We start from the raw sequence: 25,705 nt of genomic DNA on the forward strand, positions 1-25,705 counted from the left end.
TCGCATTGGGCATGCGCAATCCTGCCCGTTTCCCTAGGATGGCAGCATCGACAATCGCTTCCCAAGGAGACACCCCATGAACAAGACCTCCCCCGCCACCATCGCCCTGCGCAGCATCGTGCTGGCCGCCGCCCTCGCCTGCGCCGCCGCGCCGTCCACGGCCGGCAGCTGGCCCTGGTCCGGCGAACAGGTGCAAGGCAGCGGCAGCATCAAGCGCCAGGCGCGCCAGGTCTCGCACTTCACCGGCCTGGCCTTCGAAGTGCCCGGCAAGCTGGAACTGCGCATGGGCGACACGGAATCGGTCACCATCGAGACCGACGACAACCTGCTGCCGCTGGTGGAAACCGTGGTGGAAAACGGCACCCTGAAAATCCGCCCGTCCAAGCGCAACCTGAACCTGCGCACCAAGAACCTGAAGGTCGTGGTCACCGCACGCCAGATCGAGCGCCTGGCGCTGGGCGGCTCCGGCTCCGTCGACGCCGACACGCTGCGCGCCCCGCGCCTGAACATCGACCTGGGCGGCTCGGGCGAAATCAATGTGCGCAACCTGGACAGCGAATCGGTGGCGGTGAGCCTGGGCGGCAGCGGCGACTTCAAGGCCGGCGGCGGCAACGCGCGCAAGCTGTCGGTGTCGATCGGGGGCTCGGGCACCGTCGACATGGGCAAGGTGCAGTCGGACAGCGCCAGCATCAGCGTGGCCGGTTCAGGCGAAGCGACCGTGTGGGCGCGCCATGAGCTGAGCATGACCATTGCCGGGTCGGGTGACGTGAATTATTACGGCGATCCGCGGGTGAGCAAGTCGGTGGTGGGGTCGGGGGATGCGCGCAGGGTTGCGGCTGCGCCGCGGTAATGACACGTTAGCGGGTTGCGACGAACTTGGGCGGGCCAATGCCAGTGGCATTGTTCCGGCCTTCGCCGGGACGACGGTTTTACAGTTAACAGCTAACGAACACGATCCAGGCCCACGACGTAAGCACCGTCGTTCCGGCGCAGGCCGGAACCTGATTTTTGCGCGCGCCACCAGCAACGATCCCAAAAAAACCGGCAAACGCCGGTTCCTTTAAAAATCAATGCCCCGCATGCGCACTATGCGTCAGCGGCTTCACCGGCACATTCACCTTCACATCCTGGCGCTTGCCCGCCGCGTCCTGCACCTGCAGGGTCAGCTCGACATTCTCGCCCTCTTTCACCTGCCGCTTCAGGTCCATCAGCATGATGTGATACCCGCCGCTGGCCAGGTTGACCGGCTTCCCCGCAGGCAGCTCGATCGATTCCACGCGGCGCATGCGCATGGTTTGCCCGTCCATCGCCATCTCGTGCAGCTCGGCGCGGCCGGCGACCTCGCTTTGCACACCCAGCAGGCGCGCGGGCGCGGCCGACTGCACGCGCATGAAGGCGCCGGTCACCTTCTGGGCCGGGACGGTGGCGCGAATCCAGGGCTCGGACACGCTCACCTGGGCGAAGGAGGAAGCGGAAAGCACGCTACTCACGAGCAGGGCGAAAAGCTGACGTTTCATGGCGGGGAATGTGAAATTGTTTAAGCAGGAATTATAGCGTTACAGCGATCCGCGCAGGAATTCGCGCTCGACCAGCACGGTATCCACGCCGTCGGTCAGCCACACCTGGCTGTCCTGGATCGTGCACTGCAGCTGCATGTTTCGCTTGGCCATTTTCTCGAGCTGGGCGCTGGCCTCGTGCGGGATGTTCACCACGGTGATGTTGCGCGCACGTTCGATCTTGTTGGCGATGCCCTTGAACCAGATGTCGCTGGTGGCGCTGTAGCTGTAGACGATGACTTTTTCCGAACGCCCTGCCCCCTTCATCAGGCGCTTCTCGTCCGGCTGGCCGACTTCGATCCACAGGTCGATGGCGCCGGTCAGGTCTTTTTGCCACAGGGCCGGCTCCTCGACGTCGAACAGGTCCTTGGTGAAGGCCAGCCCCTCGGCGGCGTGCAGCGCGAACGCCAGCACGCGGATCATCACGCGCTCGTCGGTTTCCGACGGGTGGCGGGCGATGGTGAGGGTGTGGTCGCCGTAGTAGTTGCGGTCCATGTCGGCGATCGACAGCTCGGCCTTGTAGATAGTTGCTTTGATAGCCATGGGAGTCGTTGGTATTCTTGGTGAGTAGACGTAAGCCCGCTATTGTCGCACGCGCCGAGCAGGCATGGATCGAAGGCGTTATAGTCTTGTTGCCAAAACCATCCAGGAGACAAGAATGACCAATGCGTTCCCGCCGAACCAGCAATTCCGCCTCGCCGCCCGCCCGCTCGGCATGCCGCGCAAGGAAGACTGGCAGTTCCACGAGGAAGCCGTGAGCGAGGCGCAGGACGGCGGCATCGTCGTCAAGGTCCTCTACCTGTCGCTCGATCCGGCCATGCGCGGCTGGATGAACGAAGGCAAATCGTATATCCGCCCGGTGGCGATCGGCGAAGTCATGCGCGCCGGCGGGCTGGGCGTCGTGGTGGCCTCGCGCTCGCCGCGTTTCGCCGTGGGCGACTACGTGGCCGGCGGCACCGGCGTGCAGCGCTACTGGTCCGGCCCGGCCGACGACAAGACCGCGGCATTCAACAAGATCGACCCGCGCCTGGCGCCGCCGACAGCCTGGCTCAATACGCTCGGCATGCCCGGCATGACGGCGTTTTTCGGCCTGCGCGAAGTGGGCCAGCCGAAGGCCGGCGACACGGTCGTGGTCTCGGGCGCGGCCGGCGCGGTCGGCATGACGGTCGGCCAGGTGGCGAAGAAAATGGGCTGCCGCGTGGTGGGCATCGCCGGCGGCGAGGACAAGTGCCGCTTCGTGGTCGAGCAGCTGGGCTTCGACGCCTGCATCGACTACAAGGCGGGACCAGTCCACGCGGGCCTGAAGGAACACTGCCCGCAGGGCGTGGACGTGTACTTCGATAACGTGGGCGGCGACATCCTGGACGCGGTCCTGACCCGCATCAACATGAAGGCCCGCATCGTCATCTGCGGCGCGATCTCGCAGTACAACGCCACCAGCCAGGTCAAGGGCCCTGCCAACTACCTGTCGCTGCTGGTGAACCGCGCGCGCATGGAAGGCATGGTGGTGTTCGACTACGCGCCACGCTATGCGGAAGGCGTGGCCACCCTGGCCGGCTGGATGCAGGAAGGCAGCGTCAAGAGCGTGGAAGACGTCACCGAAGGCTTCGAGCGCTTCCCCGAGGCGCTGCTGATGCTGTTCGAGGGCAAGAACCTCGGCAAGCTGGTGCTGAAGGTGGCGGACGCTTGACGGCCCTGGCCTTGGCCGGGAGTGAGCGCCTCCCGGCAAAGTCCTTGATTCATCTAAATCATGGCATAAACTGACTGAACTTCCCCCCTCAACGCGGGTCTACGCCGAATCGGCGCACGCGCGCTGGCACGTCTCCATGCTTGTGAGGTGAACATGGTTCAGTTTCCCCAAATGGCCGCCGGCCTGGCCGGCAATCCGGCCCTCAAGCTGCAGCTCGACGCCCAGGTCGGCTTCCTGGGCGCGCTGTCGCTGCGCACCGTCGATACCCTGCAGCGCGTGACCCAGCTGAACATGCAGCTGGCGCGCGAACTGGTCGGCGACAGCTTTGCCGCCTGCCATGAGGTGCTGGACTGCCAGGACCCATCCCAGGTGGCGGCGGTGGCCATGCGCCGGCTGCAGCCTTCCGGCGAGCACCTGGTCCACTACCAGCACGGGCTGTTCAGCGTGATGGCCGAGGCCCAGGCCAAGCTGCCCTCCCCGGTCCCCGCCCAGCGCGGGCGCGCCGCCGGCCCCGGATAGCGCCATGCATCCCCACGCCCCACCCGAACCGCCCGCCGGCATCCTTGCGCAGCTGCGGGCCGACCATGCGCACGTGCGCGCCCTGTTCCACCAGTTCGCCATGCTCGACCGCGAGGAAGAAGAGCAGCGCGAGCGCGTGGTCGACGACCTGTGCGACGACATGGCGCTGCATGCCGCGCTCGAGGATGAATTGTTCTACCCGGCGCTGCGCGGCGTGGTCGACGACAGCCTGCTGGAAGACGCCGCGCTGGAGCACGACAGCACCCGTGAACTCATCCTCCAGCTCGAATCGCTGTTCCCGGGCGACGACTATTTCGACATCGCGGTGGCGGTGCTGGCCGACGAATTCGAACAGCACGTCGCGTTCGAGGAAACCGTGCTGTTCCCGGCGCTGGCCGGCGCCGGCGTCGACCAGCTCGGGCTGGGCCTGCGCCTGCACGCGCGCCGCGCGCAGCTCCAGTCCGACCTCGCCAGCGCGCCGCCCGCGATCGACGGCACCGAGCCGCGCGACCTGCTGCGCGGCGCCACCAGGGCGCTGCGCGAACGGCGCTCGCGGCCGCGGCCGCGCTAGGGTCCACCCACCATCGTGTAGGGTGGTCGGCTTCGCCGACCACCCTACGGGGATGCAGCCACCAGACCCATCGCAGCCTCAATGGCAAGGAACTAACGCTCCAGCCTTGCCTCTAAACGGCACGAGCGCAGCCATACGCGTTCGCGGGTTCCCACTTCGACAGCACAGGGCAGACAAGGAGAGCGACATGGCGACAACGAAAGACAATGGCAAGGGCAACGCCCAGAAGGGAGGCACCGGCAGCACCCAGGCGCCTGTCAAGCGCGGTTTCGCGGCAATGGACCAGAACCAGCAGCGCGAGATCGCCAGCAAGGGCGGACAGGCGGCGCACCAGAAAGGCACCGCGCACGAATTCGACTCCGAGGAAGCACGCCGCGCCGGCCAGAAAGGCGGCGAAGCGGTCAGCCGCAACCGCGCCCACATGGCGGATATCGGGCGCAAGGGAGGCGAAAGCCGGCAATCGGCCCAGCGCGCCGCGGCTGCGGCCAAGAACGCCGGCAACCGGCAGGGCGAAAAGAACGGCTGACAGGCCGCGCACTTAAACAACGGCCACACGCAAACGATGCAACCACACCACGGCGCCGCCCGGCGTCGTGGCGCCAACCGGCCCGCAATGCAGCCTGTCGTGCTACATTGCGGCCCCATGCACAAGCTTCCCTACCTCACCGCCTATCCCGACACCCTGCGCACCCAGGTCGCCGCGCTGATCGACGCCGGCCAGCTGGGCGAGGTGCTGCTGCAGCGCTATCCCGGGGCCCATGGCATCCGCACCGACAAGGCGCTCTACGCCTACGTGCAGGAACTCAAGGACGACTACCTGCGCCAGGCCAACCCGGTCTCCAAGGTCGCCTTCGACAGCAAGATCCACGTGGTGCAGCACGCGCTCGGCCTGCACACGCAGATTTCGCGGGTCCAGGGCAGCCGCCTCAAGGCCAAGCACGAGATCCGCATCGCCAGCGTGTTCCGCGACGCACCGCTGCCCTTCCTGCGCATGATCGCGGTGCACGAACTGGCGCACCTGAAGGAAAAGGAGCATGACAAGGCTTTCTACAAGCTGTGCAGCTGGATGGAGCCGCAATACCACCAGCTCGAATTCGACCTGCGCCTCTACCTGACCTGGCTCGACCTGGGCGGCCGGCGGCTGTGGGCGGCGCCTGCCGATCTCGTTGCCATCGAACAACAGCAATTGTCACATTGACTCGTTGCCGCATGTAAATATCTCGACTTCTAGTATTGCCTTCGGTAAAGTTTGGGACCGCGCATATTTCATGCGGCTTCCCCGCTTTTACGCCTCCCGGCTGCAACCGACACCATGATGGTCCAGACCTCTTTCCCCGGCAAACCCGTCCCGGCCGCCCTGCGTGGCGGCGTGCTCGCATGTGGCGTGCTGGCCGCCGCATGGGCCGCCGAAGCCACGGCCGGCGATGCGGCGGCTGCGCCGGCGTGGAAACTTTCCGGCTTCGGCACCCTCGGCGCCGTGCACGCGAGCACCCGCACGGCGGACTTTACGTCGACGGTGCTGCGCGCCACCGGCGCCGGCCGCAGCGCACGCTGGAGCGCGGAAGTGGACAGCCGCCTCGGCGCCCAGCTCGACGTGGTGCAGGGACCCTGGTCGGCGGTGCTGCAGCTGGTCAGCGAACAGGACCTGGAAGGCAGCTACCGGCCGCGCGTCGAATGGGCCAGCATCAGCTACCAGGCGAGTCCCGACCTGGCGCTGCGGCTCGGGCGCATCGCGCTGCCGGTGTTCCTGGCGGCCGACTACCGCAAGGTCGGCTATGCCATGCACGCGGTCCGTCCCCCGGTCGAGGTCTACGGCAGCCTGCCGCTGTCCAGCAGCGACGGCGTCGACGCCACCTGGCGCTGGAGCACCGGCGCCACGCGCCACGCCACCCAGGCCTTCCTGGGCCGCACCGATACCCACCTGTATGAAGACCGCCGCCTGAAGGGACGCGGCATCGCCGGCCTGTCGCACAGCATCGAGCGCGGCCCCCTGAGCGCGCGCATGTCGGCGCTGAGCGCCGACCTGACGACCGGCATCGGCGTCGAGCTGTTCACGGCCTTGCGCGGCCTTGGTCCCCAAGGCGCGGCGCTGGCTGGCCGCTATGCGATCGACAGCAAGCGCGTGAGCATGGTCAACGCCGGCGTCAGCTACGACCCGGGTCCGTGGTTCGCCAGCGCCGAGGCCGGGCGCACCCATTCCCGTTCGCTGCTGGGCCAGACCACCTCGATGCATATCGGCGCTGGTTTGCGCACTGGCAACCTGACGCCCTACCTCGGCTATGCCAGGGTGCGCGCCCACGGCGCCACGCGCGACCCGGGCTTGGGGCTGGCCGGCCTGCCGCCGCAGGCGCAGGCGCTGGCAGCCGTGCTCAATGCCGGCCTGAACGCCTACCTGTCGACCATCCCGGTGCAGTCCACCCTGGGCGGCGGCCTGCGCTGGGACGTGGCCACCGACGTCGCCCTCAAGCTCCAGTACGACCGGGTCCGTCCCGGCGCCGGCTCGCGCGGCGCCTTCATCAACCAGCAAGCCGCCTTCCGCCGCGGCGAGACGGTCCATGTAGCGAGCGTCGCGCTCGACTACGTGTTCTGACGCGCATGGCCAAGCGCATGGGAATCCGCATCCGGCGCCTGGCCGCCGTATTGGCGCTGGCGGCCAGCGCCAACGCGTCGGCCGAACTGGTGGTGATCGTCTCGGCGCGCAACCCGGCGCCGCTGCTCAGCAGCGACCAGGTGGCCGCGATCTTCCTCGGCCAGGCCAGGCGCTTCCCGGACGGCGCCCAGGCCGAAGCGCTCGACCAGCGCCTCGGCTCGCACGAACGCAACCAGTTCTACGCGCAGGTGGCGGGCAAGACCCCTGCCCTGCTCAAGGCCCACTGGTCCAAGCTGGTCTTCACCGGCCGCGGCCAGCCGCCACGCGAAGCGGCCGACGGCGCGGCCGTGCGCCGCATGGTGGCGGACAACCCGTCGCTGATCGGCTACATCGACCGTGCCGCCCTGGACGCCAGCGTGCGTCCGGTGCTGGTGCTGCGCTAGGCCACCCCCATGCATACCCTGGTCCCTACCTCGATCCCGCGGGCGGCCCGGCGCCGCGCCCGCCGCACGGCGCTGGCGCGCTGGCTCGGGCGCGGCCTGGAGACCCATGTCTCGTTGCCGCTGTTCGCCCTGCTGCTGGTGGCCGCGCTGTGGGCCGCCGCCTTCCACACCATTGGCGCGGCCGAACAGGCCGCGCGCGAAGCGGCGCAGGACGCCACGCGCGAACTGGTGGACACCTATGAAGCCCAGATGGCGCGCAGCCTGAGCGGCATCGACCAGACCCTGCGCGTGCTGCAGTACGCGGTCGAGACCAATGGCCCGGGCGCGGCGCTGGGCGCGATGTCGGCCAAGGGCCTGCTGCCGCCGGGACTGGTGTTCCAGGTGGCGCTGGTGAGCGACAGCGGCCGGGTCCTGGCCAGCAACCCGGGCACGCACACCGGCGGCGACGTCACGCGCGCGCGCTGGTTCGCCTGGCACCGCGACCATCCGGACGACCTTCCTTTCGTCAGCGAGACCATCGGCCGGCGCGAGCCGCACGTGGTGTTCTCGCGCCGCATCAGCGACGCCGCCGGCCGCTTCGCCGGCGTGGCCACGGTGGCGGTCGACCCGGCCTACTTCACCAGTTCCTACGAGCGCTCGCGCCAGGGCGAGCGCGGCCTGCTGGGCCTGGCCGGCAGCGACGGCGTGGTGCGCGCCGTGCGCGTCGGCGAATTCGTGTCGTGGGGCCAGCGCCTGGCCATGGGCGGCAGCGACGGCGTGCAGCTGGGCGCCAGCCCCACCGACGGCGAACTGCGCTACACCAGCACGCGCGCACTCAATGGCTTCCCGCTGGTGGCCGTGGCCGGCCTGTCCGAAGCCGAGCAGATGGCCGGGTTCCGCCAGCAGCGCCGCGCCTGGCTGCTGGGCGCCAGCGCCGGCACTGCCCTGCTGCTGCTGGTGGTCGCCTTCGTCAGCGCCTGGTCGTGGCAGCTGGCCAAGGCGCGCCGGCGCGAGCGGCTGGCGCAGCAAACCTATGCCGCCGCTTCCGAGGCCAGCCTGGACGCCTTCTTCGTGCTGCGCACCATGCGCGATGCCGGCGGCGCCGTGTGCGACTTCCTGATCGAGGACACCAATACCCGCGCCGAGCAGCTCACCGGACTGTCGCGGGCGCGCATGGAAGGCAAGCCGATGTCGGTGATGCTGCCGACCTACTTCAGCATGGGCATCTTCGCCGACCTGGCGGCGGTGGCCACCGACGGCGTGGCGCGCGAAGCCGAATGGCAGTCGCAGTTGCTGCCGGTCGCCGAGCGCTGGCTGCACCGCCAGGTGGTGCCGGTCGAAGGCGGCGTGGTGGCGATCGTGCGCGACATCACCGAGCGCAAGCTGGCCGAGCAGCGCATCCGCCACCTGGCCCACCACGACGACCTCACCGGCCTGCCGAACCGCAGCCTGCTGCGCGACCGCCTCGGCCAGGCCATCCGCGACGCCGAGCGCAAGGGCAAGAGCGTGGGCCTGGCCTTCATCGACCTCGATGGCTTCAAGCTGGTCAACGATGGCCTGGGCCACAACGCCGGAGACGAACTGCTGAAGGTGGTGGGCGAGCGCATGGGCCGCTGCCTGCGCCGCAACGACACCCTGGCGCGCTTCGGCGGCGACGAATTCGTGATCCTGCTGCCCGACCTGTCTGGCGACCCGATGGCGATCACGCCCTTGCTGGAAAAGGTGCGCCAGGCCGTCACCGAACCGGTCGAGGTCGAGGGACAGGAAGTCCAGGTCAGCTGCAGCATGGGCGTGGTGCTCTATCCGCGCGACGGCGGGGACGCCAACACCCTCATGATGAACGCCGACGCGGCCATGTACCGCGCCAAGGAAAACAAGGACAGCTTCCAGTTCTACGCCAGCGAGATGAACGCCAGCGTGGAAGAAAAGCTGGTGCTGCTCGAAGGCATGCGCAGCGCGCTCGAGTCGTGCACGGACAGCCAGGACTGCGGCGGCGCCGCCTGCCAGTTCCACCTGCTCTACCAGCCCAAGATCGACCTGCGCAGCGGCCGCCTGTTCGGGGTCGAGGCCCTGATCCGCTGGAACCACCCGGAGCACGGCCTGATCTCGCCGCTGCGCTTCATCGGCCTGGCCGAGGAAAGCGGCATGATCGTGGCGCTGGGCGAATGGGTGGTGCGTAGCGCCTGCGCCCAGGGCCAGGCCTGGCGCGCCGCCGGCCTGCCCGCCTTGAGCATCTCGGTGAACGTGTCGGCCCGCCAGTTCGAGGAAAAGCGCCTGGTCGAACGCGTCGCCCAGGCCCTGCGCGATACCGGACTGCCGCCCGAAGCGCTGGAAGTCGAAGTCACCGAAAGCTCGATCATGCGCGACCTGGGCCGTTCGGTGGACAAGATGCGCGAGCTCAAGGCGATGGGGATCTCGCTGTCGATCGACGATTTCGGCACCGGCTATTCGAGCCTGTCGGCCCTCAAGTCGTTCCCGATCAGCCGCCTGAAGATCGACAAGTCCTTCGTGTCCGACCTGGCCGACAGCGCCGACGACCAGGCCATCGCCATGGCCGTCATCTCGCTCGGCCACAAGCTGAACCTGCGCGTGATTGCCGAAGGCGTCGAGACCGAGCAGCAGCGCGCCTTCCTGAGTGCGAACGACTGCGACGAGATGCAGGGCTACCTGTTCAGCCCACCGGTGCCGGCCGAGCGCATCGCCGCGATGCTGGCGCAACAGCCTGGCGCCGGGGAGCTGCCGTGAGCCTGCTGCGCCGCCTCGTCGAGCTCCTGTACGGCAGCGACCGCGCGCTGCGCCGCATGCTGCAGTACTGGGCCGCCACCTGCGTGCTGTACGTGGTGTGCATCGGCCTGGTGCTGGTGCAGGTCAGCCGCGGCATGACCGACGGCGAGACCGCGCACCGCCTGATCGTCTTCGGCAGCTGGGGGGCGCTGGCCTTCTACGCCCTGATTCGCGCCAGCGCCCGCCTGGGCCTGAAGCCGGACCAGCTGGCGGTATCGCAAGCGGTGTTCTCGATGATCTGCACCATGTGCGCGTATGCGATCTCGGGGCCGCTGCGCGCCGCGGTCCTCGTCATGACGGTGCTGATCATCGCGTTCTGCATGTTCGCGGCGCGGCCGCGCCAGACCCTGCTGCTGTCGATCGGCTCGCTGGCTGGTGCGGGCGGCGTGATGTACTGGCTGCAGGCGCACGACCCGCTGCGCTACCCGCCCATGACCGAGCTGCTCACCTTCGGTTACCTGGCCGGCGCCCTGCTCGCCACCGCCTTGCTCAGCGGCGAGATGAGCAAGCTGCGCTCGCGCCTGAAGCGCCAGCGCCGTGAGCTCAGCGATGCCCTCGAGACCATCCGCGTGCTGGCCACCGTCGACGAACTGACCTCGCTGGTGAACCGGCGCCGCATGCACGAGGTATTGGAAGCCGAGGAGCGGCGCCAGCCGGACGAGAACGGCACCTGCATCGCCCTGCTCGACATCGACTTCTTCAAGCAGGTCAACGACCAGTTCGGCCACGCCGCCGGCGACGCCGTGCTGCGCAGCTTCTCGATCGCGGCGCGCGCCTCGCTGCGCGCCAACGACGTGCTGGCGCGCTGGGGCGGCGAGGAATTCCTGCTGCTGCTGCCCGACGCCGCGCCGGAAGACGCACGCCACGTGCTGGAGCGGATGGCCGAGCGCGTGCACGGCATGCCGGTGCCGGGGGTACAGGGCCGCCGCATCAGCTTCTCGGCCGGCCTGGCCACGCGGCGCGCGGGCGAGCCGTTTGCCGACGCCATCCACCGGGCCGACAATGCGCTGTACCAGGCCAAGGAAGCGGGCCGCGACCGGATCGTGCTGGCCTGACCCTCATCGCCGGATGACGAAGTAAAACTACAGATAACTGGGGTGCAGGTGATTGCCTGCCCTCCATTCTTCTGTTACTTTACTACATCGACATATCCTATCGGAGCTTCGGTGGTCAAATTCCTTCTTGCGGCAATCCTGGTCCTGCCCCTTGCGGCGGGCGCATCGAGTCCCGCCATCGGGCATGTCGAACCACCCAGCTGGTGGGTCGGGATGAAGCAGGCCAGCCTGCAGCTGATGGTGCACGGCGAGCAGGTCGGCCGGCTCGAGCCGGCGCTGGCCTATCCGGGGGTGCGCATCACCGGCGTCGAACGCACCGACAACCCCAACTACCTGTTCGTCACCCTGGACATCGGCAAGGATGCCCGGCCGGGTGAACTCGAGCTGCAGTTCAAGCGCGGCAAGGAAGTGGCGGCGCGCCACCGCTACCGGCTCGACCCACGCCGCGCCGGCTCGGCCGAGCGCCGCAGCTTCGATGCCAGCGATGCGATCTATCTGCTGATGCCGGACCGTTTCGCGAACGGCAACCCGGCCAACGACCAGGCCGGCATGCTGGAAGGCGCCGAGCGCAGGGCACCGAACAAACGGCATGGCGGCGACCTGGCGGGCATGCAGGCCGGGCTCGACTACGTCCGCGACCTCGGCTTCACGATGATCTGGCCCACGCCGCTGCTCGAGAACAACCAGCCGGCCTACTCCTACCATGGCTATGCGCTGACCGATTACTACAAGATCGACCCGCGCTTCGGCAGCAATGCAGACTTCCGCGCCTACGTGGCCGCCGCCAAGGCGCGCGGCATCGGCGTGATCCACGACATCGTGCTGAACCACATCGGCACCAGCCACTGGTGGATGCGCGACCTGCCGGCACGCGACTGGATCAACCACGGCACCGTGTTCAAACCGACCAACAACCAGCATACGGTGGCCCAGGACATCCACGCGGCGCCGGAAGAAAAGGCCCGCTTCTTCGATGGCTGGTTCGTCGAGACCATGCCCGACCTGAACCAGCGCAACAAGCTGGTGGCGCGCTACCTGATCCAGAACACGCTGTGGTGGGTCGAGTACGCCGACCTGGCGGGGATCCGCGAAGACACCTATTCGTATTCCGATCCCGCCTTCCTCAACGAGTGGAACCGGGCGCTGGTGCGCGAATACCCGCACATGAACGTGGTCGGCGAAGAGATGGATGCACGGCCGCACATGGTGGCCTACTGGCAGAAGGGCGTCGTCAATCGCGACGGCTACCGTTCCGAGCTGCCCACCGTGATGGACTTCCCCCTGAGCGACACCGCGCCGGAAGCCCTGCTCGCGCCTGAGTCAAGCGGCAAGGGCCTGATCCGGATCTACGAGATCCTGGCCGCAGACTACCTGTACGCCGATCCGATGAAGCTGATGGTCTTCCCGGACAACCACGACCGGCCGCGGGTGCTGGCGCAGGTCGACAACAACATCGACCTCGCCAGGAGCAACCTGGTGCTGATGGCGACCACGCGCGGCATCCCGCAGGTCTTCTACGGCACCGAGGTGCTGATCGGCAGTCCGAAACAGCGCGAGGACGGCGTGCTGCGCGCCGACATGCCCGGCGGCTGGGCCGGCGACGGGGCCAGCGCCTTCACCGGCGCCGGCTTGAGCGCCAGCCAGCGCGACATGCAGGCCTTCGTGCGCACCCTCTTCAACTGGCGCAAGACCAGTTCCGCGGTCACTGGCGGCAAGCTGACCCACTACCTGCCGCAGGACGGCAGCTACGTCTACTTCCGGCACGATGGCAAGCAGACGGTCATGGTGGTGATCAACAAGAACGCCGGCGACACCCGGCTCGCGCTGGAACGCTTCGCCGGCATGATCAAGGGCGCGCCTTCGGCCACCAACGTGCTCACCGGGGCCAAGGTGGACCTGCGCACGCCGCTCGCGCTGCCTGCCATGACGTCGGTGGTGCTGGCCTGGTAAGCTGCTGCGCCGCGGTGCGCATCCAGGGGTAGGGTGGTCGGCTGCGCCGACCACCCTACCTGTCAGCGAGATCCTAAGCCTTCAACAACCGCGCCAGCGGCTTGCCCAGCAGCGCCTGCGGGAACAGCGCGCGCCCCATCTTCCCCGGATCGACCCGGAAGGTCTCCGCGCAGGTTTGCGCAATCAAGGCCTCCAGCGCCAGGGTCGGGCGGAGGTCGCGGCCATCGAGCAGATCGGCCGGCGCCAGCCCCGGCCAGTCGGCCACGATCCGCCCGCCCTGCACCGCCCCGCCCACCAGCATCGCCGCCGCGCCCGTGCCGTGGTCGGTGCCGCCGGTGCCGTTCACTGCGGCCGTGCGCCCGAACTCGGTCGCCACCAGCACCACCGTCTGGTCCCAGGCCGGCCCGAGCCCCTGGCGCAGGCCGGCGATCAGGCCATCCAGGCCACGCAGCTGGGCCGCCAGGCGGCCGGCCTGGCCGCTGTGGGTATCCCAGCCGCCGGTCTCGATCATGGCGATGCGCGGGCCGTCCGCGCGGCCCAGGAAGCCCGCCGCCGAGCGTCCCAGTTCCGCCGGACCCTGGCGATTGCCGCCATTGGCGATGCCACCCGCCATGCTGCGCGCTTCCTGGGCCGCCGACCACAGCGCGTGCAGCTGGGCGTCGCCCGCATACAGCTGCTCGATGCGCAGCAACAGGTCTTCGTTCGGCTGCGGCAGGGTCGACGGCGCATAGGACGTCACCGGGAGCGCGCCGCGCAGCGCCATCGGCACGGTCGGGGCCAGCGCGATCGCATCCTTGCCGGGGCGCGCCAGCAAGCCGACCAGGCGGTTCATCCAGCCGTCCTTCACTGCGTAGGGCGCGCGGCCGCCCGTCTCCAGCACGTTCTGGCCGTCGAAGTGGGAGCGCTCGCGGTAGGACGAAGCGACGGCGTGGAAGAAGCTGGCCTGCCCGGCCGCGTACAGCGCGCCCAGTTCGGCCAGCGCCGGATGCAGCGCGAAGCTGCCGTCCAGTTTCAGCGCGGCGTCGGGCTCGATGGCGAGCGCGCCGCGCAGGCTGGCGTAGTGCGGGTCGGCATGCGGTATGAGCGTGTGCAGGCCGTCGGCCGCGCCGCGCTGGATGATGAAGACGAAGCGCCGTTCGCCCGCGGCCTGCGCGAACGTGACGCTGGGCAGGGCCAGCAGCGCCGCAGCGCCGGACAGGAAGTGACGTCGATTCAAGGCCATCTTACCTCCGCAGGAATTCGGGTGAGGCCAGCAGCAGCGCCAGCGCGGTGGACGGGCTGTCGGCGCGGGCAATCGCGGTGCCGGTCGCCTCGCCCGGGCCGCCCGGCAGGATGCGCGGCGCCAGCGCCCGCGCGTCGATGGAGGCGCCGGCCTGGGCGCCCAGGCGCTGCGCGGCTTCCACCCGGCGCAGCAGCGCGTCCGGCGCGGCCCAGGTGGCGGCCAGGTCGCCATAGCCGGCGGGCGAGCCGGGCCGCCATACGGGCTGGCCCAGCTGATTCATCAGGTTGGCCGCCTGCGGCGCGGGCAGCTCGCGCCGGCCCAGCGCGCGCAGGCTCGATACGCCCCAGTCCCACGGCGACTTGAACTTGCCCGTGCCCGCGGCCCAGCTCTCGGGCGCCATCACCAGTTCGCGGTACACGGCGGCCAGGTCGCCGCTGCTGCGCATGAAGCGCTCGGCCAGGCGCGCCACCAGGCCGGCAGGAGGCTCGTCGGCCACGAAGTGGCGCGCCAGCTTGGTGGCGATGTGCCGCGCGGTGACGGGGGCCGTGGCCAGGTCGTGCAGGATGGCGCGCGCCTGCGCTTCGCCGGTATCCGGGTAGCTGCGGCCGAGCAGGCTGCGGGCGCCAGGTTCATGCAGCGCGGGCGCGAAGCGGAACGGGGCCGCGTCAGTGTCGGCGCCCTCTTCGTCCGGCAAGGTCCAGCCGGTGAGTGCGCGCGCCAGCTCCAGCACGTCGGCCTGCGTGTAGCCGCTGCGCACACCCATCGTATGCAGCTCGAGGATCTCGCGCGCCAGGTTTTCGTTCAGGCCCTGGGCATTGCGGCGGCGCCGCGAACGGCGCCCGGCCGGGCTGTCCGGCCCGGTGGAGCGGGCCTGGTCCAGGAACAGCAGCATGGCCGGATGGCGCACGGCGGCCAGCAGCAGGTCTTCGAAGCGGCCCAGCACGTGCGGGCGGATCGCGTCCATCTCGAAGCTGCCGGCCAGCCCCACCACCGGCTGCTTGTCGACCGAGACCGCGAAATGATTCGACCAGAAATGCACCAGCCGCTCCACGAAAGGCGTGGGCGTCTGCAGGGCGCTGGCGGTGCGCGCGCCGATGGCGGCCTGCAGGTCCTGGCGCGCGCCGCGCTGGTAGGCATCGCGGATGGCGGCGCGCTGGTCTTCCGGCGCCTGGCGCGCCGCGCGCTGCTGCGCGATCCACGCCTGGGTTTGCGCCTGCGTATGCGGCAAGGCCTGCCAGGCAGCGGGCAGCGCCTCGTAGGCGTCCAGTTGGGACAGCAGCCAGGCCCTGGGGTCGGCTGGCACGGGGTCGCCCGGACGGGCGCCGAGTCCAAAACGGTTAAGGGCAATCGATTCGGCAGTCATGGGGCGGTGTTCGCTCCGGTAGGGGGCAGGCGCTCTGCCGGGGTGGTTCGGGAGACCATTGCCTCTATTCCGCCCGGGAGCGGAAAAAGTTCCAGCTTTTTCAGCGGGCCTGCAGGCGCCGGACCAGCGCGCGCGGATCGGCGTCGACCTGCATCAGGCCGAGGTGCTCGGGCCGCACGAATCCTTCCTCGCACTGGTGGCGCACGAAGGCCACCAGCCCATCCCAGAAGCCGTTGGCGTTGAACAGGCCGATCGGCTTGGCGTGGATGCCCAGCTGGGCCCAGGTGAGCATCTCGAACAGTTCTTCCAGCGTGCCCATCCCGCCCGGCATGGCGATGAAGCCGTCGGACAGCTCCGCCATCATAGCTTTACGCTCATGCATGTCCTTGACCACGAACAGGCGCGTCAGGCCGGCGTGGCCGACTTCGCGCTCGACCAGCGCCTTCGGGATCACGCCGCTGGCTTCGCCGCCCATGCGCAGCACCTCGTCGGCGATCACGCCCATCAGGCCGACCTTGCCGCCGCCGTAGACCAGGCCGATATTGTGCTCGACCAGCGCCGCAGCCAGCAGGCGCGCGGCATCGGTGTAGAGCGGGTTCACGCCATGCGAGGCGCCACAGTAGACGGCAAGGGTTTTCATGGGGCGAACCTGTTACAGGAAATCGGCGCCGGGCCTGGCCTCGGCGGAGAGCTTCTTGAGGTATTCCTCGGACAGTTTTTCGAACAGCAGGCGGGTGTCGCCGCGCAGGTAGGGGCCCACCATCGACAGCACCTGGTAGCAGCCGCGCGCCAGTGCGTCGGCGATCGCCTGCTGCTCGCTGTACTTGCGCGGGTTGCGCACGTATTCATACGACAGCCAGTAGGTCGCCACCACCACCATATTGGTCGCCATCGCGCCGATCTGCTGGTCGCCCGCTTCCAGCGAGCCTTCGCTGCGCAGGTCTTCGCACAGCTGGCGCGCGACCTTGATCTTGTGGGCGAGGATGGCCTTGAAGTGCAGCTCGAGCTTGCGGTTGCGCGACAGCAGATCGTTGAGGTCGCGGTAGAAGAAGCGGTAGCGCCAGATCAGTTCGAACATCAGGTGCAGGTAGAGCCACACGTCCTCCATGTTCGAGCGGCGGCCCGCCGGCACCGTGAGGATGCGCTCGATCTCCGCCTCGAACTGGTTGAAGATCGAGTTGACGATGTCGTCCTTGTTACGGAAATGATAGTACAGGTTGCCGGGCGAGATATTCATCTCCTCGGCGATGACCGTCGTCGTGATGTTCGGCTCGCCGAACTCGTTGAACAGCCTGAGCGAGAGCTCGAGGATGCGTTCACGGGTCCGGCGCGGAGCTTTTTGTTGCATGAAGGGCGAAGTTTGTGATTCCAGCCGCGAGGATAACACCAAATGCTGTCATTGAGACAGCATCGGCATGCGCTCATCAAGCGCCGTCGTCGTCGCTCGGTGGCGGGGCCGCCTTCGGGGCGCGGCGGGTGCGCGGCGTGGCGGCGCCGGCGGGCGTGGCCGGCAGGCGCGCGGCGAGGTCGGCCAGCGCCAGTTCGAGCTGGTCGACGCGGCGGCGCAGTGCCTCCACCTCGCTGGCGGCGGGCACGCCGATGGTGGCCAGGGCGCGCGCGACGCGCTCCTCGAACACCTGCTCCAGCTTGCCCCAGGAGCCGCCGCTGCGGCGGGTGGCGCGTTCGGCGGCGCGCGCCACGGTGTCGGTGGCTTCCTCGACTTCGCGCGCGCGCTTTTGCAGCACGCTGCCGTCGCGCACCAGGCGCGTGAAGGCGCTGCCGCCCTCTTCCTGGGCCTTGGCAAATGCGCCCAGGCCGGCCTGCCAGATCTGCTGGGCCGATGCGCGCACCGCGCGGGCGAGCGCCTCGTCGTCGTCGGGCGCGGGGAGTTTCTTGGTCATGGATGTTCCCTCTCGATGCTGGTACGGTCCATTCTAGGCACGTACGCTAGAACCGGGATTCTAAACCGCCACGCGCGATCGCTGCAGGGCCACCGCCTGGCGGATGCGTTCGCGCAGGCTGGCCGCGGCCACCGGCTTGGGGTAGTGGGCGTCGGCCACGCCGCTGCGCAGCGCCGCCTCGATCTCGGCCATGTCCTGCTGGCCGGTGAGCATCAGCCGCACCGTGGTCGGCATGCGCGCGGCGACCTGTGCCAGCACCTCGGTGCCGCGCATGCCGGGCATCGCCTGGTCGCACAGGATCACTTCGACCGGTTCGCGCTCGAGCAGCGCCAGCGCATCGAAGCCGGAGTTCGCGCACAGCACGCGCACCGGCTCGTCGCCGAGCATGTCGGCCAGCACCGCCAGCATGAAGGGGTCGTCGTCCACCAGCAGCACGGCCGGGTAGGCCGACTGCGTGGGCGGCACGGGCACTGCAGTGTTGCGCGCCTGGTGCGCGGCGGCGGCGGGCGGCGGCGGCACGCCGGCGCCGGGCAGGAAGGCTTCGAGTTCGGCGACGAAGCTCTCGGGTTCGATCGGTTTGCTGATGTAGCCGTCGAAGCCGGCGGCCAGCACTTTCTCGCGGTCGCCCGCCATCGCCAGCGCAGTCACGGCCAGCACCGGGACCTCGGCCAGGGCGGGTTCGGCCTTGAGCGTGGCCAGCACCGCGAAACCGTTCATGCCGGGCAGGTTGACGTCGCAGGCCACCAGGTCGGGCCGCTGGGCGCGGGCCTCGGCGATGCCGCGCGCGCCGTCCGGGGCGCTGATGGGGGTATGACCGTAGGCGGTAAGCAGGAACGCCATTAGTTCGACGTTGGCGGGATTGTCTTCGATGATCAGGATGCGGGCCAAGGAGGCGCTCCAAATTGCGGCGTTGTGCCCACTGTAGCACGCGCGCCGTCAATACGCCTGTTCCGGGTGCTCGCACAGCTGCGTGATTTCCCGCATCACCGCGTCCAGCACGCGTGGGTTGCGGCCCAGCGCCACGTGGCCGACGCCGCCGAAGGCCAGGTTGCGCGCGCCAGCCAGTTCGCTCGAGGTCTGCGGCGAAACGATGTTGTCGTGGTGGGTGTAGATCGAGGTGACCAGCGCGCGCGCCGCAGCCGCTTCGCCGCGCGCCAGTTCGCGCAGCCAGGCGCATTCGGGCGGTTCGGCGCTTGCCGCGCGCCGCATCTGGGCGGCGTTCAGGCCGACCCCGAAGGCGGCCAGGCAGGTGCCATGGTGCGGCGTGCCGAGCGTGACGACGCGCGCGACCCGGTCGATGCCGCAGGCGCGCATCCAGGCGCGCGCCACCAGCCCGCCCATGCTGTGGGCGACGATCACCACCTTGTGCGCGCCGGTGGCCGCAAGCAGCGCATCGACCGCCCCCTCGACCAGCGGCGCGTAGGCATCGATGTCGCCGGTGAGCGGCTCCAGGTCAACGGTGGCGTAGCTGATGCGCGCCGCATCCAGGCGCGGCGCCAGGTGCGACCAGTAGCCGCTGTTGCAGCCGTAGCCGTGCAGCAGCAGCACCGGTGGCGCGCCGGAACCGGCGTGGATGCGGGTGCAGGCGGCGGCGCGCGGCATGGTCCAGGAGGATTGCAGCATGCTGGCGCTGAACTCCTCGAAGAACATGCGCAGCCGCGCGCCGATTTCCAGCTGGTACTCGCTGGGTGTCGGGCTGGCGAAGCGCGCGCTCATGAAGAAGTTGTTGGCGTTGATGAGCAGGCGCACCAGCACCACGCTGCCCAGGCCCGCCGCCAGCGCCTGCCAGCGCGTCGCGCCGAACACCTCGATGGCTGCGGCGCCGATGCCTAGCGCGGCCAAGGCCTGCAGCACCAGGATCAGGCGCAGCATCAGGCGCGCGCTCATGCCGTCCTGCTCCCCGCCAGGCGATTTGCCAGGCCGGTGGCCAGCTTGGCGGTGAGCCCGTAGATCGACAGCTGCGGATTGGCGCCCAGCGAGGTCGGGAACAGCGAGCCGTCGTGCACCGACAGGTTGGCGATGCCGCGATATTGGCCATCGGGCGTGGCGACGCCCTGGCGCTCGCCGCCCGACATCGCGCAGCCGCCCATCACGTGGGCCGAGGCCACGCGGGTCAGGTGCAGCTGCTGCGGCAGCGCCGCGATCGCGGCCTTCGCTTCGCGCCAGGAGGTGTAGCGGCGCGCCATCTCGTGCGCCGGCTGTACCGCGCTGGCGCCGGCGGCGAACTGGATCTCGGCCATGGACAGCAGCGCGCGGCGTGCGCCGTCCCACAGGTAATCGGTCAGCGGGTAGTCGAGCTCCGGGCTGCCGTCGGCGCGCAGGCGCACCGTGCCCCCAGGAGCGCCTTCATGGAAGCCGTCGCGCAGCAAGGCGAGCATGCCTTGCAGGTGCGGAAAGTCGCGCATCAGCTGCGCGTGCGATTGCCCGAAGCCGTTCATGGTGGTGGCCAGCAGCAGCGGGTGCAGCGGCGGGGCCTCGAGCTTGTAGCCGATCGGTCCGTCGACCGGACCGGCCAGGAAATGGTCGGAGTAGACGGTTTGCGGCGCGCCTGCCCAGGCCTCCACGCGCTGCGGGAAGAAAGCGGCCGAGATCACGGTCGGGTGCAGGAAAGTACGCTTACCGAGCTGGCCGCTGGGGTCGGGCGCCTGTGAACGCAGCAGCAGCGCGGGCGAATTGATGGCGCCTCCGGCCACGACGAAATGGCGCGCGCGCAGGCGCAGCACACGCCCGGTCGGGTGGACCCCGGCCGCATCGAGCGCATGGCACAGCAGCTCGTCGGCGCGGTCCTTCACCAGCACGAAGCGCTCGGCGCGGGCGCGCGTGACGAGCTGCGCGCCCAGCTCGAGCGCAGCCGGGATGGTGGTCACCAGCATCGACTGCTTGGCGTTGGTCGGGCAGCCCATGCCGCAGTAGCCGAGGTTCCAGCAGCCCTGGACATTACGGCGGATGAGGCCCGTCGGGATGCCGAGCTGCGCGCCGCCGCGGCGCAGGATATCGTTGTTCTCGTTGGGCGCGCCCGGCCAGTCGGCGATCTGCAGGCGCGCCTCCATCATGGCGAACCAGGGCGCCAGCGCTTCCGGCGTGGCGTCGGGCAGCGCATGGTGGGTGCGCCACCAGTCAAGCGTAGCGGCGGGCGTGCGGAAGCTCGAGGTCCAGTTGACGGTGGTCGAGCCGCCCACGGTGCGGCCCTGCAGGATGTTGATGCCCTTGTCGGCCGTCTTGCGCGCAGCCGATTCCTGGTACAGCGACGGGTAGGCCTCGGCCTCGCGCATCCTGAAGTCGGCGGAGGACTTGAGCGCGCCCTCTTCCACCACGATGACGGATAGCCCCGCCCGCGCCAGGATCTCCGCCGTCACGCCGCCGCCGGCGCCGCTGCCGACGATGACGACGTCGGCCTCCAGACCGCGGTCCGCAGTGAGCGTCGCCGCATCGAGGACCCTCCAGCCGCGTACGATGCCGGCCCGGATCGGGTCAAGGATCAGCGGCGCCGTCATGCCAGTTCCTTCATCGGCCCCGGATAGCCCGTCGCGGCCCAGCTCGCTGGCTGCGCATACCAGGCCCCGAGCACCAGGTCGTGCAACGCGTGGTAGGCGGTGCGCAGCAGGCCGAGGCGATGCAGGCGCCAATCCTGCAGGAAGGCGGCCACGTCCTCGCTGCGCGCACGCTCCCACCCGCCCGATATGCCAGTGAGCAGGCGGCGCGCCGGCGCCAGCGCGAGCAGGCCGAACAAGTCCTGGACTTCCTGCTGGGTGGCGGGCGGCAGGCCGAGGATGGCCTGGTGGACCCCGTCGATGGTGGTCGATATCGCCCCTGCTCGCCCCGCCCCTTGCGGCAGCGCACCGGCCAGGATCGCCGGCACGATCGCATGCAGCGCCGCCTGCGCCTCGCCGTCGAGCGCGAAACGGTGCGATGCTGCGCCCTGCCTGGCGCGGTAAAGCGCGCCGCCCGCCGCCAGAGCAAGCGCCGCCAGCCCACCGCATGCCAGGAAAGTCCGTCGTGAAGTCCCCATTGCCGCCTCTTGTGTTTTTCCAAGTGTACGACAAGGGCAAGCGAGCAAGGCAAGCTGGACTAGAGGGCTCCGTCTAGCCGCAAAACTTCGGGGTCAGGTCTGACATTTGGACACGAGCTCAGCTTCGATCGGGCCGCGCCGCCGCAATCGCTCGCTTCTACAGCCCAGGCCGTGTCCGATTGTCAGACCTGACCCCGAAGTTTATTTTTTGGGGGCTTGGCTGATGATCTCGCGGGCGATGCCGCGCAGGATGTTGACTTCTTCCGTCTCGAGGCCGGTGCGGGCGAACAGGCGTTTCAGGCGCGGCATCAGTTTTTTCGGGTTGTTGGCATTGAGGAAGCCGATTGCCACCAGGGCTTCTTCGAGATGGGCGTACATGCCCTCGACCTGGGCAAGGCTGGCGGCGTCGCCATGGAAGCCGACGCCGCGCTCGTCGACCGTGTCGCCGAGGGCGGCGAGACGGCATTCGTAGGCCAGCACCTGCGCCGCCTGCGACAGGTTCAGGGACGAGTAGTCGGGATTGGCGGGGATGTTGATCAGCACATTGCATCCCTCGACGATCTCGTTCGGCAGGCCGACCCGCTCGTTGCCGAAAATGATGGCGGGACGCAGATCGCCCTGCGCGGCCGCATGCGTAGCGAACCTGCGCGGGGTCCACACCGGCGGCGAAAACTCGCGCAGGCGGGCCGACACCGCTGCCGCGAAGTTGCAGCCTTCCAGCGCCTCGGTCACGCTGCCGACGATGCGGGCATTGTCCAGCACGTCGCGGGCGCCGCTGGCGAAGGCGACCGCTTCCGGGTCGGTCAAGGGCTCGGCGCAGCGCGGGGTGACCAACACCAGCTCGCTAAAACCCATGGTCTTCATGGCCCGCGCGACCGAGCCGATATTGCCGGCGCGGCTGGTTTCGACCAGCACAAAGCGCAGCCGTTTTAAAAGAGACGTGTTGATTTCGGTCGGGTTCATTTAAAATAGCGCTATCGCGCGGTGCGGACGGTTGGGATTCGGGACGATCAAGTCCGGGATTCTAACGGGTTCGGCACCGCTTTGCTCTTTGTCATCCTCTAATTTAGCTGACCGTTCACGGCGCCTCGCGGCGTGGTGGGCGCTCGCGTTTTTCCCACGGAAGCCTCCATGCACCCAATGCTCAACACGGCGATCAAAGCCGCCCGCCGCGCCGCCACCGTCATCAACCGGGCGTCGTTCGACATCGACCGTATCACTGTTTCTGAAAAACAACACAACGATTTCGTGACCGACGTCGACCAGGCGGCGGAGCAGGCGATCGTGGAAACGCTGCTGAAGGCCTATCCGGACCACGCCATCCTGGCGGAAGAAAGCGGTGCATCGGCGAATTTGAATGACGAGAGCGAAAACGTGTGGATCATCGACCCGATCGACGGCACCACCAACTTCCTGCACGGCTACCCCAACTACTGCATCTCGATCGCCCTGCAACAGCGCGGCGTGATCACCAACGCCCTGGTCTACGACCCGGTGCGCAACGACCTGTTCACCGCCACCAAGGGCGCCGGCGCCTACCTCAACGACAAGCGCATCCGCGTGCGCAACCACGACCGCATCGGCAAGGCCCTGCTGTCGGCGGGCCATGGCCCCGACCCACGGGCGCTGGCCGAATACCTGCGCATGTACGAAACCGTCGCCTCGCGCTGCCACGGCGTGCGCAGCGCCGGTTCGGCCGCGCTGGAACTGGCCAACGTCGCCGCCGGCCGCATCGATGGCTTCTTCGAGAAGGGCCTGAAAGTGTGGGATATCGCCGCCGGTGCCCTGCTGGTGACCGAAGCGGGCGGCATCGTCGGCGAGTTCAGCGGCGAGTCGGATTACCTGCACAAGGGCGACATCATCGCCGCCGGTCCGAAGGTTTTCGGCGCCATGGTCCCGCTCCTCGCCGCTTTCAAGTAAAATACCCGCTGTGCTTCTGGGGCGTGATCAACGCGCCCCGCTTCACCGGACGGAAAGTCCCGGTCAGAAACTTTCCATAGAGAAACAGCTCCTCTATAATCCCGGCTGTCCTGCTCGTCTATCCACGAGCGGCAGCGTCCGGCGTTCCCGCGGTGTCACCGCGTCCCGCCTGCAATGACTAATCCGATTTCCTGGACTGGCGCCATGTTGGTGCGGGCCCACTTTTGATAAAGAATTCATGTCATTTTCTACTCTCGGTTTGTCCGATGCGATCGTTCGCGCTGTCACTGAACAAGGCTACACCACCCCTACCCCGATCCAGGCCCAGGCAATTCCAGCCGTCCTGAACGGTGGCGACCTGCTGGCCGGCGCACAGACCGGCACCGGCAAGACCGCCGGCTTCACCCTGCCGATCCTGCAGCGCCTGTCGACCGATGCGGTCGGCGCCGCCATCAAGAGCAAGACCGCCCCGCGCGTCATCCGCGCCCTGGTGCTGACCCCGACCCGCGAACTGGCGGCCCAGGTCGAGGAAAGCGTGCGCCTGTACGGCAAGTACACCAACCTGAATTCGGCCTGCATCTTCGGCGGCGTCGGCATCAACCCGCAGATCAAGCTGCTCAAGCAGGGCGTCGACGTACTCGTCGCCACCCCGGGCCGCCTGCTCGACCACGTCGGCCAGCGTACCGTCGACCTGTCGAAAGTGGAAATCCTGATCCTGGACGAAGCCGACCGCATGCTGGACATGGGCTTCATCCACGACATCAAGAAAGTGCTGGCGGTGCTGCCGCCGAAGCGCCAGAACCTGCTGTTCTCGGCCACCTTCTCGGACGAGATCAAGGCCCTGGCCGACAAGCTGCTGAACAACCCGGCCTCGATCGAAGTCGCGCGCCGCAACTCGACCGTGGAAGTGATCGCCCAGAAAATCCACCCGGTCGACCGCGACAAGAAGCACCCGATGCTGGCCCACCTGATCAAGTCCAACGCGTGGGAACAGGTGCTGGTGTTCATGCGCACCAAGCACGGCGCCAACAAGCTGGTCGAACAGCTGGGCAAGGATGGCATCAACGCCATGGCAATCCACGGCAACAAGAGCCAGACCGCGCGCACCAAGGCGCTGGCCGAGTTCAAGGACGGCAGCCTGACCGTGCTGGTGGCAACCGACATCGCCGCGCGCGGCATCGACATCGACCAGCTGCCGCACGTGGTGAACTACGACCTGCCGAACATCCCGGAAGACTACGTGCACCGTATCGGCCGTACCGGCCGTGCCGGCGCGACCGGTGAAGCCGTCTCGCTGGTCTGCGTGGACGAGCATCAGATGTTGAAGGACATCGAGAAGCTGATCAAGCAGACCCTGCCGCGTCACGTGATCCCTGGCTTCGAGCCGGACCTGAACGCCAAGGCGCAGCCGATCCAGCTGCGCAGCGGCGCGCCTGGCCACGGTAACCGTGGCGGTGGCGGCGGTGGCCGCGGCGCCCCGGCGGGCAACCGCGGCGGCAATGGCGGCGGCAACAAGCCGCGCAGCCCGGGCGGCGCACCCGCCTCGGCCGGCGCCAAGCGCTCGAATAACGGCCCCCGTCCTGCCAGCGCTTCGCGCCCAGGCCGCGACCGCTAAGTCGTCACCGGTGGCTCGTGCAGCCACCCGCCAATGAGGGTCAGGGTAGAATTGTTGGGAAACAGTCAAACGTTTCCGAGCCATTCGACCCTGACCCCATTTTTTTATGCATCCAGTTATTTTTTTCAACTCACGGCTCTTCGACCTGGCGCACGAGCCCGAGAATCCACATAACGACGCGCCCGGCAAGCTGCTGCTGGACTATGTGCGGGAACGTTTCCTACTGGCGCCGGTGTCCGAGCCGATTCCCGAGGACTGGGGATGGTGCGGGTTCGTCCAGAATGGCGGCCGCAGCTATATGCTGGGGGCGATCCTGCAGCCCGGCGACGATGGCAACCATGGCTGCATCATCCAGCTCGACAAGCAGCGCGCGTTCACCGAGAAATTGTTCGGGAAAGCAGCGCTGGCGCCCGACGATCCGGTGCTGGGCGCCCTGCTCAAGCTCATCCGTGATGAACCGGCGTTCACGGACCTCTCTCTGAATACTTGAATGCACAAGTACTTGCCAGGGCGGGCAAAGCGGCATATATTTGAGCGA

Annotated in this window: 26 protein-coding genes; 14 read left to right on the top strand and 12 right to left on the bottom strand. The window is 68.5% G+C overall.

The window, feature by feature from the left end; translation table 11 throughout:
- Positions 1-76: 76 nt before the first annotated feature.
- The gene (locus tag BM031_RS03265) at positions 77-850 is read left to right on the top strand and encodes a head GIN domain-containing protein (RefSeq protein WP_091871021.1); all 774 of its coding nucleotides are present in this window, start codon (positions 77-79) and stop codon (positions 848-850) included.
- Positions 851-1,067: 217 nt separating this feature from the next.
- Here the strand turns inward: BM031_RS03265 and BM031_RS03270 are convergent, their stop codons facing one another.
- Positions 1,068-1,517: a copper chaperone PCu(A)C gene (locus BM031_RS03270; protein WP_091871024.1), complete on the bottom strand. Its 450-nt coding sequence runs from the start codon at positions 1,515-1,517 to the stop codon at positions 1,068-1,070.
- 39 nt (positions 1,518-1,556) lie between these two features.
- Positions 1,557-2,099 (bottom strand): YaeQ family protein, encoded by a 543-nt coding sequence (locus tag BM031_RS03275; protein ID WP_091871027.1) that lies wholly within the window; start codon positions 2,097-2,099, stop codon positions 1,557-1,559.
- A gap of 115 nt (positions 2,100-2,214) precedes the next feature.
- On the opposite strand from BM031_RS03275, the gene BM031_RS03280 reads away from it, so the two are divergent.
- From BM031_RS03280 to BM031_RS03325, 10 genes are all read left to right on the top strand, one after another.
- Positions 2,215-3,246 (top strand): NADP-dependent oxidoreductase, encoded by a 1,032-nt coding sequence (locus BM031_RS03280; RefSeq protein ID WP_091871029.1) that lies wholly within the window; start codon positions 2,215-2,217, stop codon positions 3,244-3,246.
- A 153-nt stretch (positions 3,247-3,399) separates the two neighbouring features.
- Positions 3,400-3,765 carry a phasin family protein gene (locus BM031_RS03285; protein WP_143084503.1) on the top strand — a complete coding sequence of 122 codons (366 nt, stop codon included), beginning with the start codon at positions 3,400-3,402 and terminating at the stop codon, positions 3,763-3,765.
- Between the two features lie 4 nt (positions 3,766-3,769).
- Complete coding sequence (locus BM031_RS03290) at positions 3,770-4,336, top strand: hemerythrin domain-containing protein (protein ID WP_091871035.1); 567 nt, start codon at positions 3,770-3,772, stop codon at positions 4,334-4,336.
- Positions 4,337-4,523: 187 nt separating this feature from the next.
- On the top strand, positions 4,524-4,862 hold the full coding sequence (locus BM031_RS03295) for a KGG domain-containing protein (protein WP_218147555.1): 339 nt from the start codon (positions 4,524-4,526) through the stop codon (positions 4,860-4,862).
- A 117-nt stretch (positions 4,863-4,979) separates the two neighbouring features.
- Complete coding sequence (locus BM031_RS03300; RefSeq protein WP_091871037.1) at positions 4,980-5,534, top strand: M48 family metallopeptidase; 555 nt, start codon at positions 4,980-4,982, stop codon at positions 5,532-5,534.
- Positions 5,535-5,648: 114 nt separating this feature from the next.
- Complete coding sequence (locus tag BM031_RS03305) at positions 5,649-6,926, top strand: hypothetical protein (RefSeq protein WP_229408470.1); 1,278 nt, start codon at positions 5,649-5,651, stop codon at positions 6,924-6,926.
- A gap of 17 nt (positions 6,927-6,943) precedes the next feature.
- Positions 6,944-7,369 (top strand): phosphate ABC transporter substrate-binding protein, encoded by a 426-nt coding sequence (locus tag BM031_RS03310; RefSeq protein WP_091871255.1) that lies wholly within the window; start codon positions 6,944-6,946, stop codon positions 7,367-7,369.
- Positions 7,370-7,378: 9 nt separating this feature from the next.
- Positions 7,379-10,093 (top strand): bifunctional diguanylate cyclase/phosphodiesterase, encoded by a 2,715-nt coding sequence (locus BM031_RS03315; RefSeq protein ID WP_091871040.1) that lies wholly within the window; start codon positions 7,379-7,381, stop codon positions 10,091-10,093.
- Positions 10,090-11,187 carry a GGDEF domain-containing protein gene (locus BM031_RS03320; RefSeq protein WP_091871042.1) on the top strand — a complete coding sequence of 366 codons (1,098 nt, stop codon included), beginning with the start codon at positions 10,090-10,092 and terminating at the stop codon, positions 11,185-11,187. The genes BM031_RS03315 and BM031_RS03320 overlap by 4 nt, the downstream gene beginning before the upstream one ends.
- Before the next feature lie 111 nt (positions 11,188-11,298).
- Positions 11,299-13,137 carry a glycoside hydrolase family 13 protein gene (locus BM031_RS03325; protein WP_091871045.1) on the top strand — a complete coding sequence of 613 codons (1,839 nt, stop codon included), beginning with the start codon at positions 11,299-11,301 and terminating at the stop codon, positions 13,135-13,137.
- Positions 13,138-13,210: 73 nt separating this feature from the next.
- Here BM031_RS03325 and BM031_RS03330 read toward each other — a convergent pair whose 3' ends face one another.
- The 10 genes from BM031_RS03330 to BM031_RS03375 all read right to left on the bottom strand — a co-directional run bounded on the left by BM031_RS03330 (position 13,211) and on the right by BM031_RS03375 (position 22,595).
- A complete protein-coding gene (locus BM031_RS03330; RefSeq protein WP_091871047.1) occupies positions 13,211-14,359 on the bottom strand; it encodes a DUF1501 domain-containing protein in 1,149 nt (382 codons plus the stop codon).
- A 1-nt stretch (position 14,360) separates the two neighbouring features.
- Entirely contained in the window at positions 14,361-15,722 is a 1,362-nt protein-coding gene (locus BM031_RS03335) for a DUF1800 domain-containing protein (protein WP_091871050.1), read from the bottom strand.
- Positions 15,723-15,822: 100 nt separating this feature from the next.
- Entirely contained in the window at positions 15,823-16,362 is a 540-nt protein-coding gene (locus BM031_RS03340) for an LOG family protein (protein WP_091871052.1), read from the bottom strand.
- 12 nt (positions 16,363-16,374) lie between these two features.
- Complete coding sequence (locus tag BM031_RS03345; protein ID WP_091871055.1) at positions 16,375-17,070, bottom strand: TetR/AcrR family transcriptional regulator; 696 nt, start codon at positions 17,068-17,070, stop codon at positions 16,375-16,377.
- 76 nt (positions 17,071-17,146) lie between these two features.
- Positions 17,147-17,623 (bottom strand): phasin family protein, encoded by a 477-nt coding sequence (locus BM031_RS03350; RefSeq protein ID WP_091871058.1) that lies wholly within the window; start codon positions 17,621-17,623, stop codon positions 17,147-17,149.
- Positions 17,624-17,683: 60 nt separating this feature from the next.
- A complete protein-coding gene (locus BM031_RS03355) occupies positions 17,684-18,511 on the bottom strand; it encodes a response regulator (RefSeq protein ID WP_091871061.1) in 828 nt (275 codons plus the stop codon).
- A 48-nt stretch (positions 18,512-18,559) separates the two neighbouring features.
- Complete coding sequence (locus BM031_RS03360) at positions 18,560-19,510, bottom strand: esterase/lipase family protein (RefSeq protein ID WP_091871063.1); 951 nt, start codon at positions 19,508-19,510, stop codon at positions 18,560-18,562.
- Positions 19,507-21,117: a GMC family oxidoreductase gene (locus BM031_RS03365; protein WP_091871066.1), complete on the bottom strand. Its 1,611-nt coding sequence runs from the start codon at positions 21,115-21,117 to the stop codon at positions 19,507-19,509. The genes BM031_RS03360 and BM031_RS03365 overlap by 4 nt, the downstream gene beginning before the upstream one ends.
- Complete coding sequence (locus BM031_RS03370; protein WP_091871068.1) at positions 21,114-21,632, bottom strand: hypothetical protein; 519 nt, start codon at positions 21,630-21,632, stop codon at positions 21,114-21,116. The genes BM031_RS03365 and BM031_RS03370 overlap by 4 nt, the downstream gene beginning before the upstream one ends.
- A 201-nt stretch (positions 21,633-21,833) precedes the next feature.
- A complete protein-coding gene (locus tag BM031_RS03375; protein WP_091871071.1) occupies positions 21,834-22,595 on the bottom strand; it encodes an RNA methyltransferase in 762 nt (253 codons plus the stop codon).
- Positions 22,596-22,772: 177 nt separating this feature from the next.
- Here BM031_RS03375 and BM031_RS03380 point away from each other — a divergent pair, with 177 nt between their 5' ends.
- The 3 genes from BM031_RS03380 to BM031_RS03390 all read left to right on the top strand — a co-directional run bounded on the left by BM031_RS03380 (position 22,773) and on the right by BM031_RS03390 (position 25,657).
- Positions 22,773-23,552 carry an inositol monophosphatase family protein gene (locus tag BM031_RS03380; RefSeq protein WP_091871074.1) on the top strand — a complete coding sequence of 260 codons (780 nt, stop codon included), beginning with the start codon at positions 22,773-22,775 and terminating at the stop codon, positions 23,550-23,552.
- Positions 23,553-23,790: 238 nt separating this feature from the next.
- Positions 23,791-25,167: a DEAD/DEAH box helicase gene (locus BM031_RS03385; RefSeq protein ID WP_091871077.1), complete on the top strand. Its 1,377-nt coding sequence runs from the start codon at positions 23,791-23,793 to the stop codon at positions 25,165-25,167.
- Between the two features lie 106 nt (positions 25,168-25,273).
- Positions 25,274-25,657 (top strand): hypothetical protein, encoded by a 384-nt coding sequence (locus BM031_RS03390; RefSeq protein WP_091871080.1) that lies wholly within the window; start codon positions 25,274-25,276, stop codon positions 25,655-25,657.
- Positions 25,658-25,705 lie beyond the last annotated feature (48 nt).

This window comes from Massilia yuzhufengensis, from assembly GCF_900112225.1.
Classification (GTDB): domain Bacteria; phylum Pseudomonadota; class Gammaproteobacteria; order Burkholderiales; family Burkholderiaceae_D; genus Telluria; species Telluria yuzhufengensis.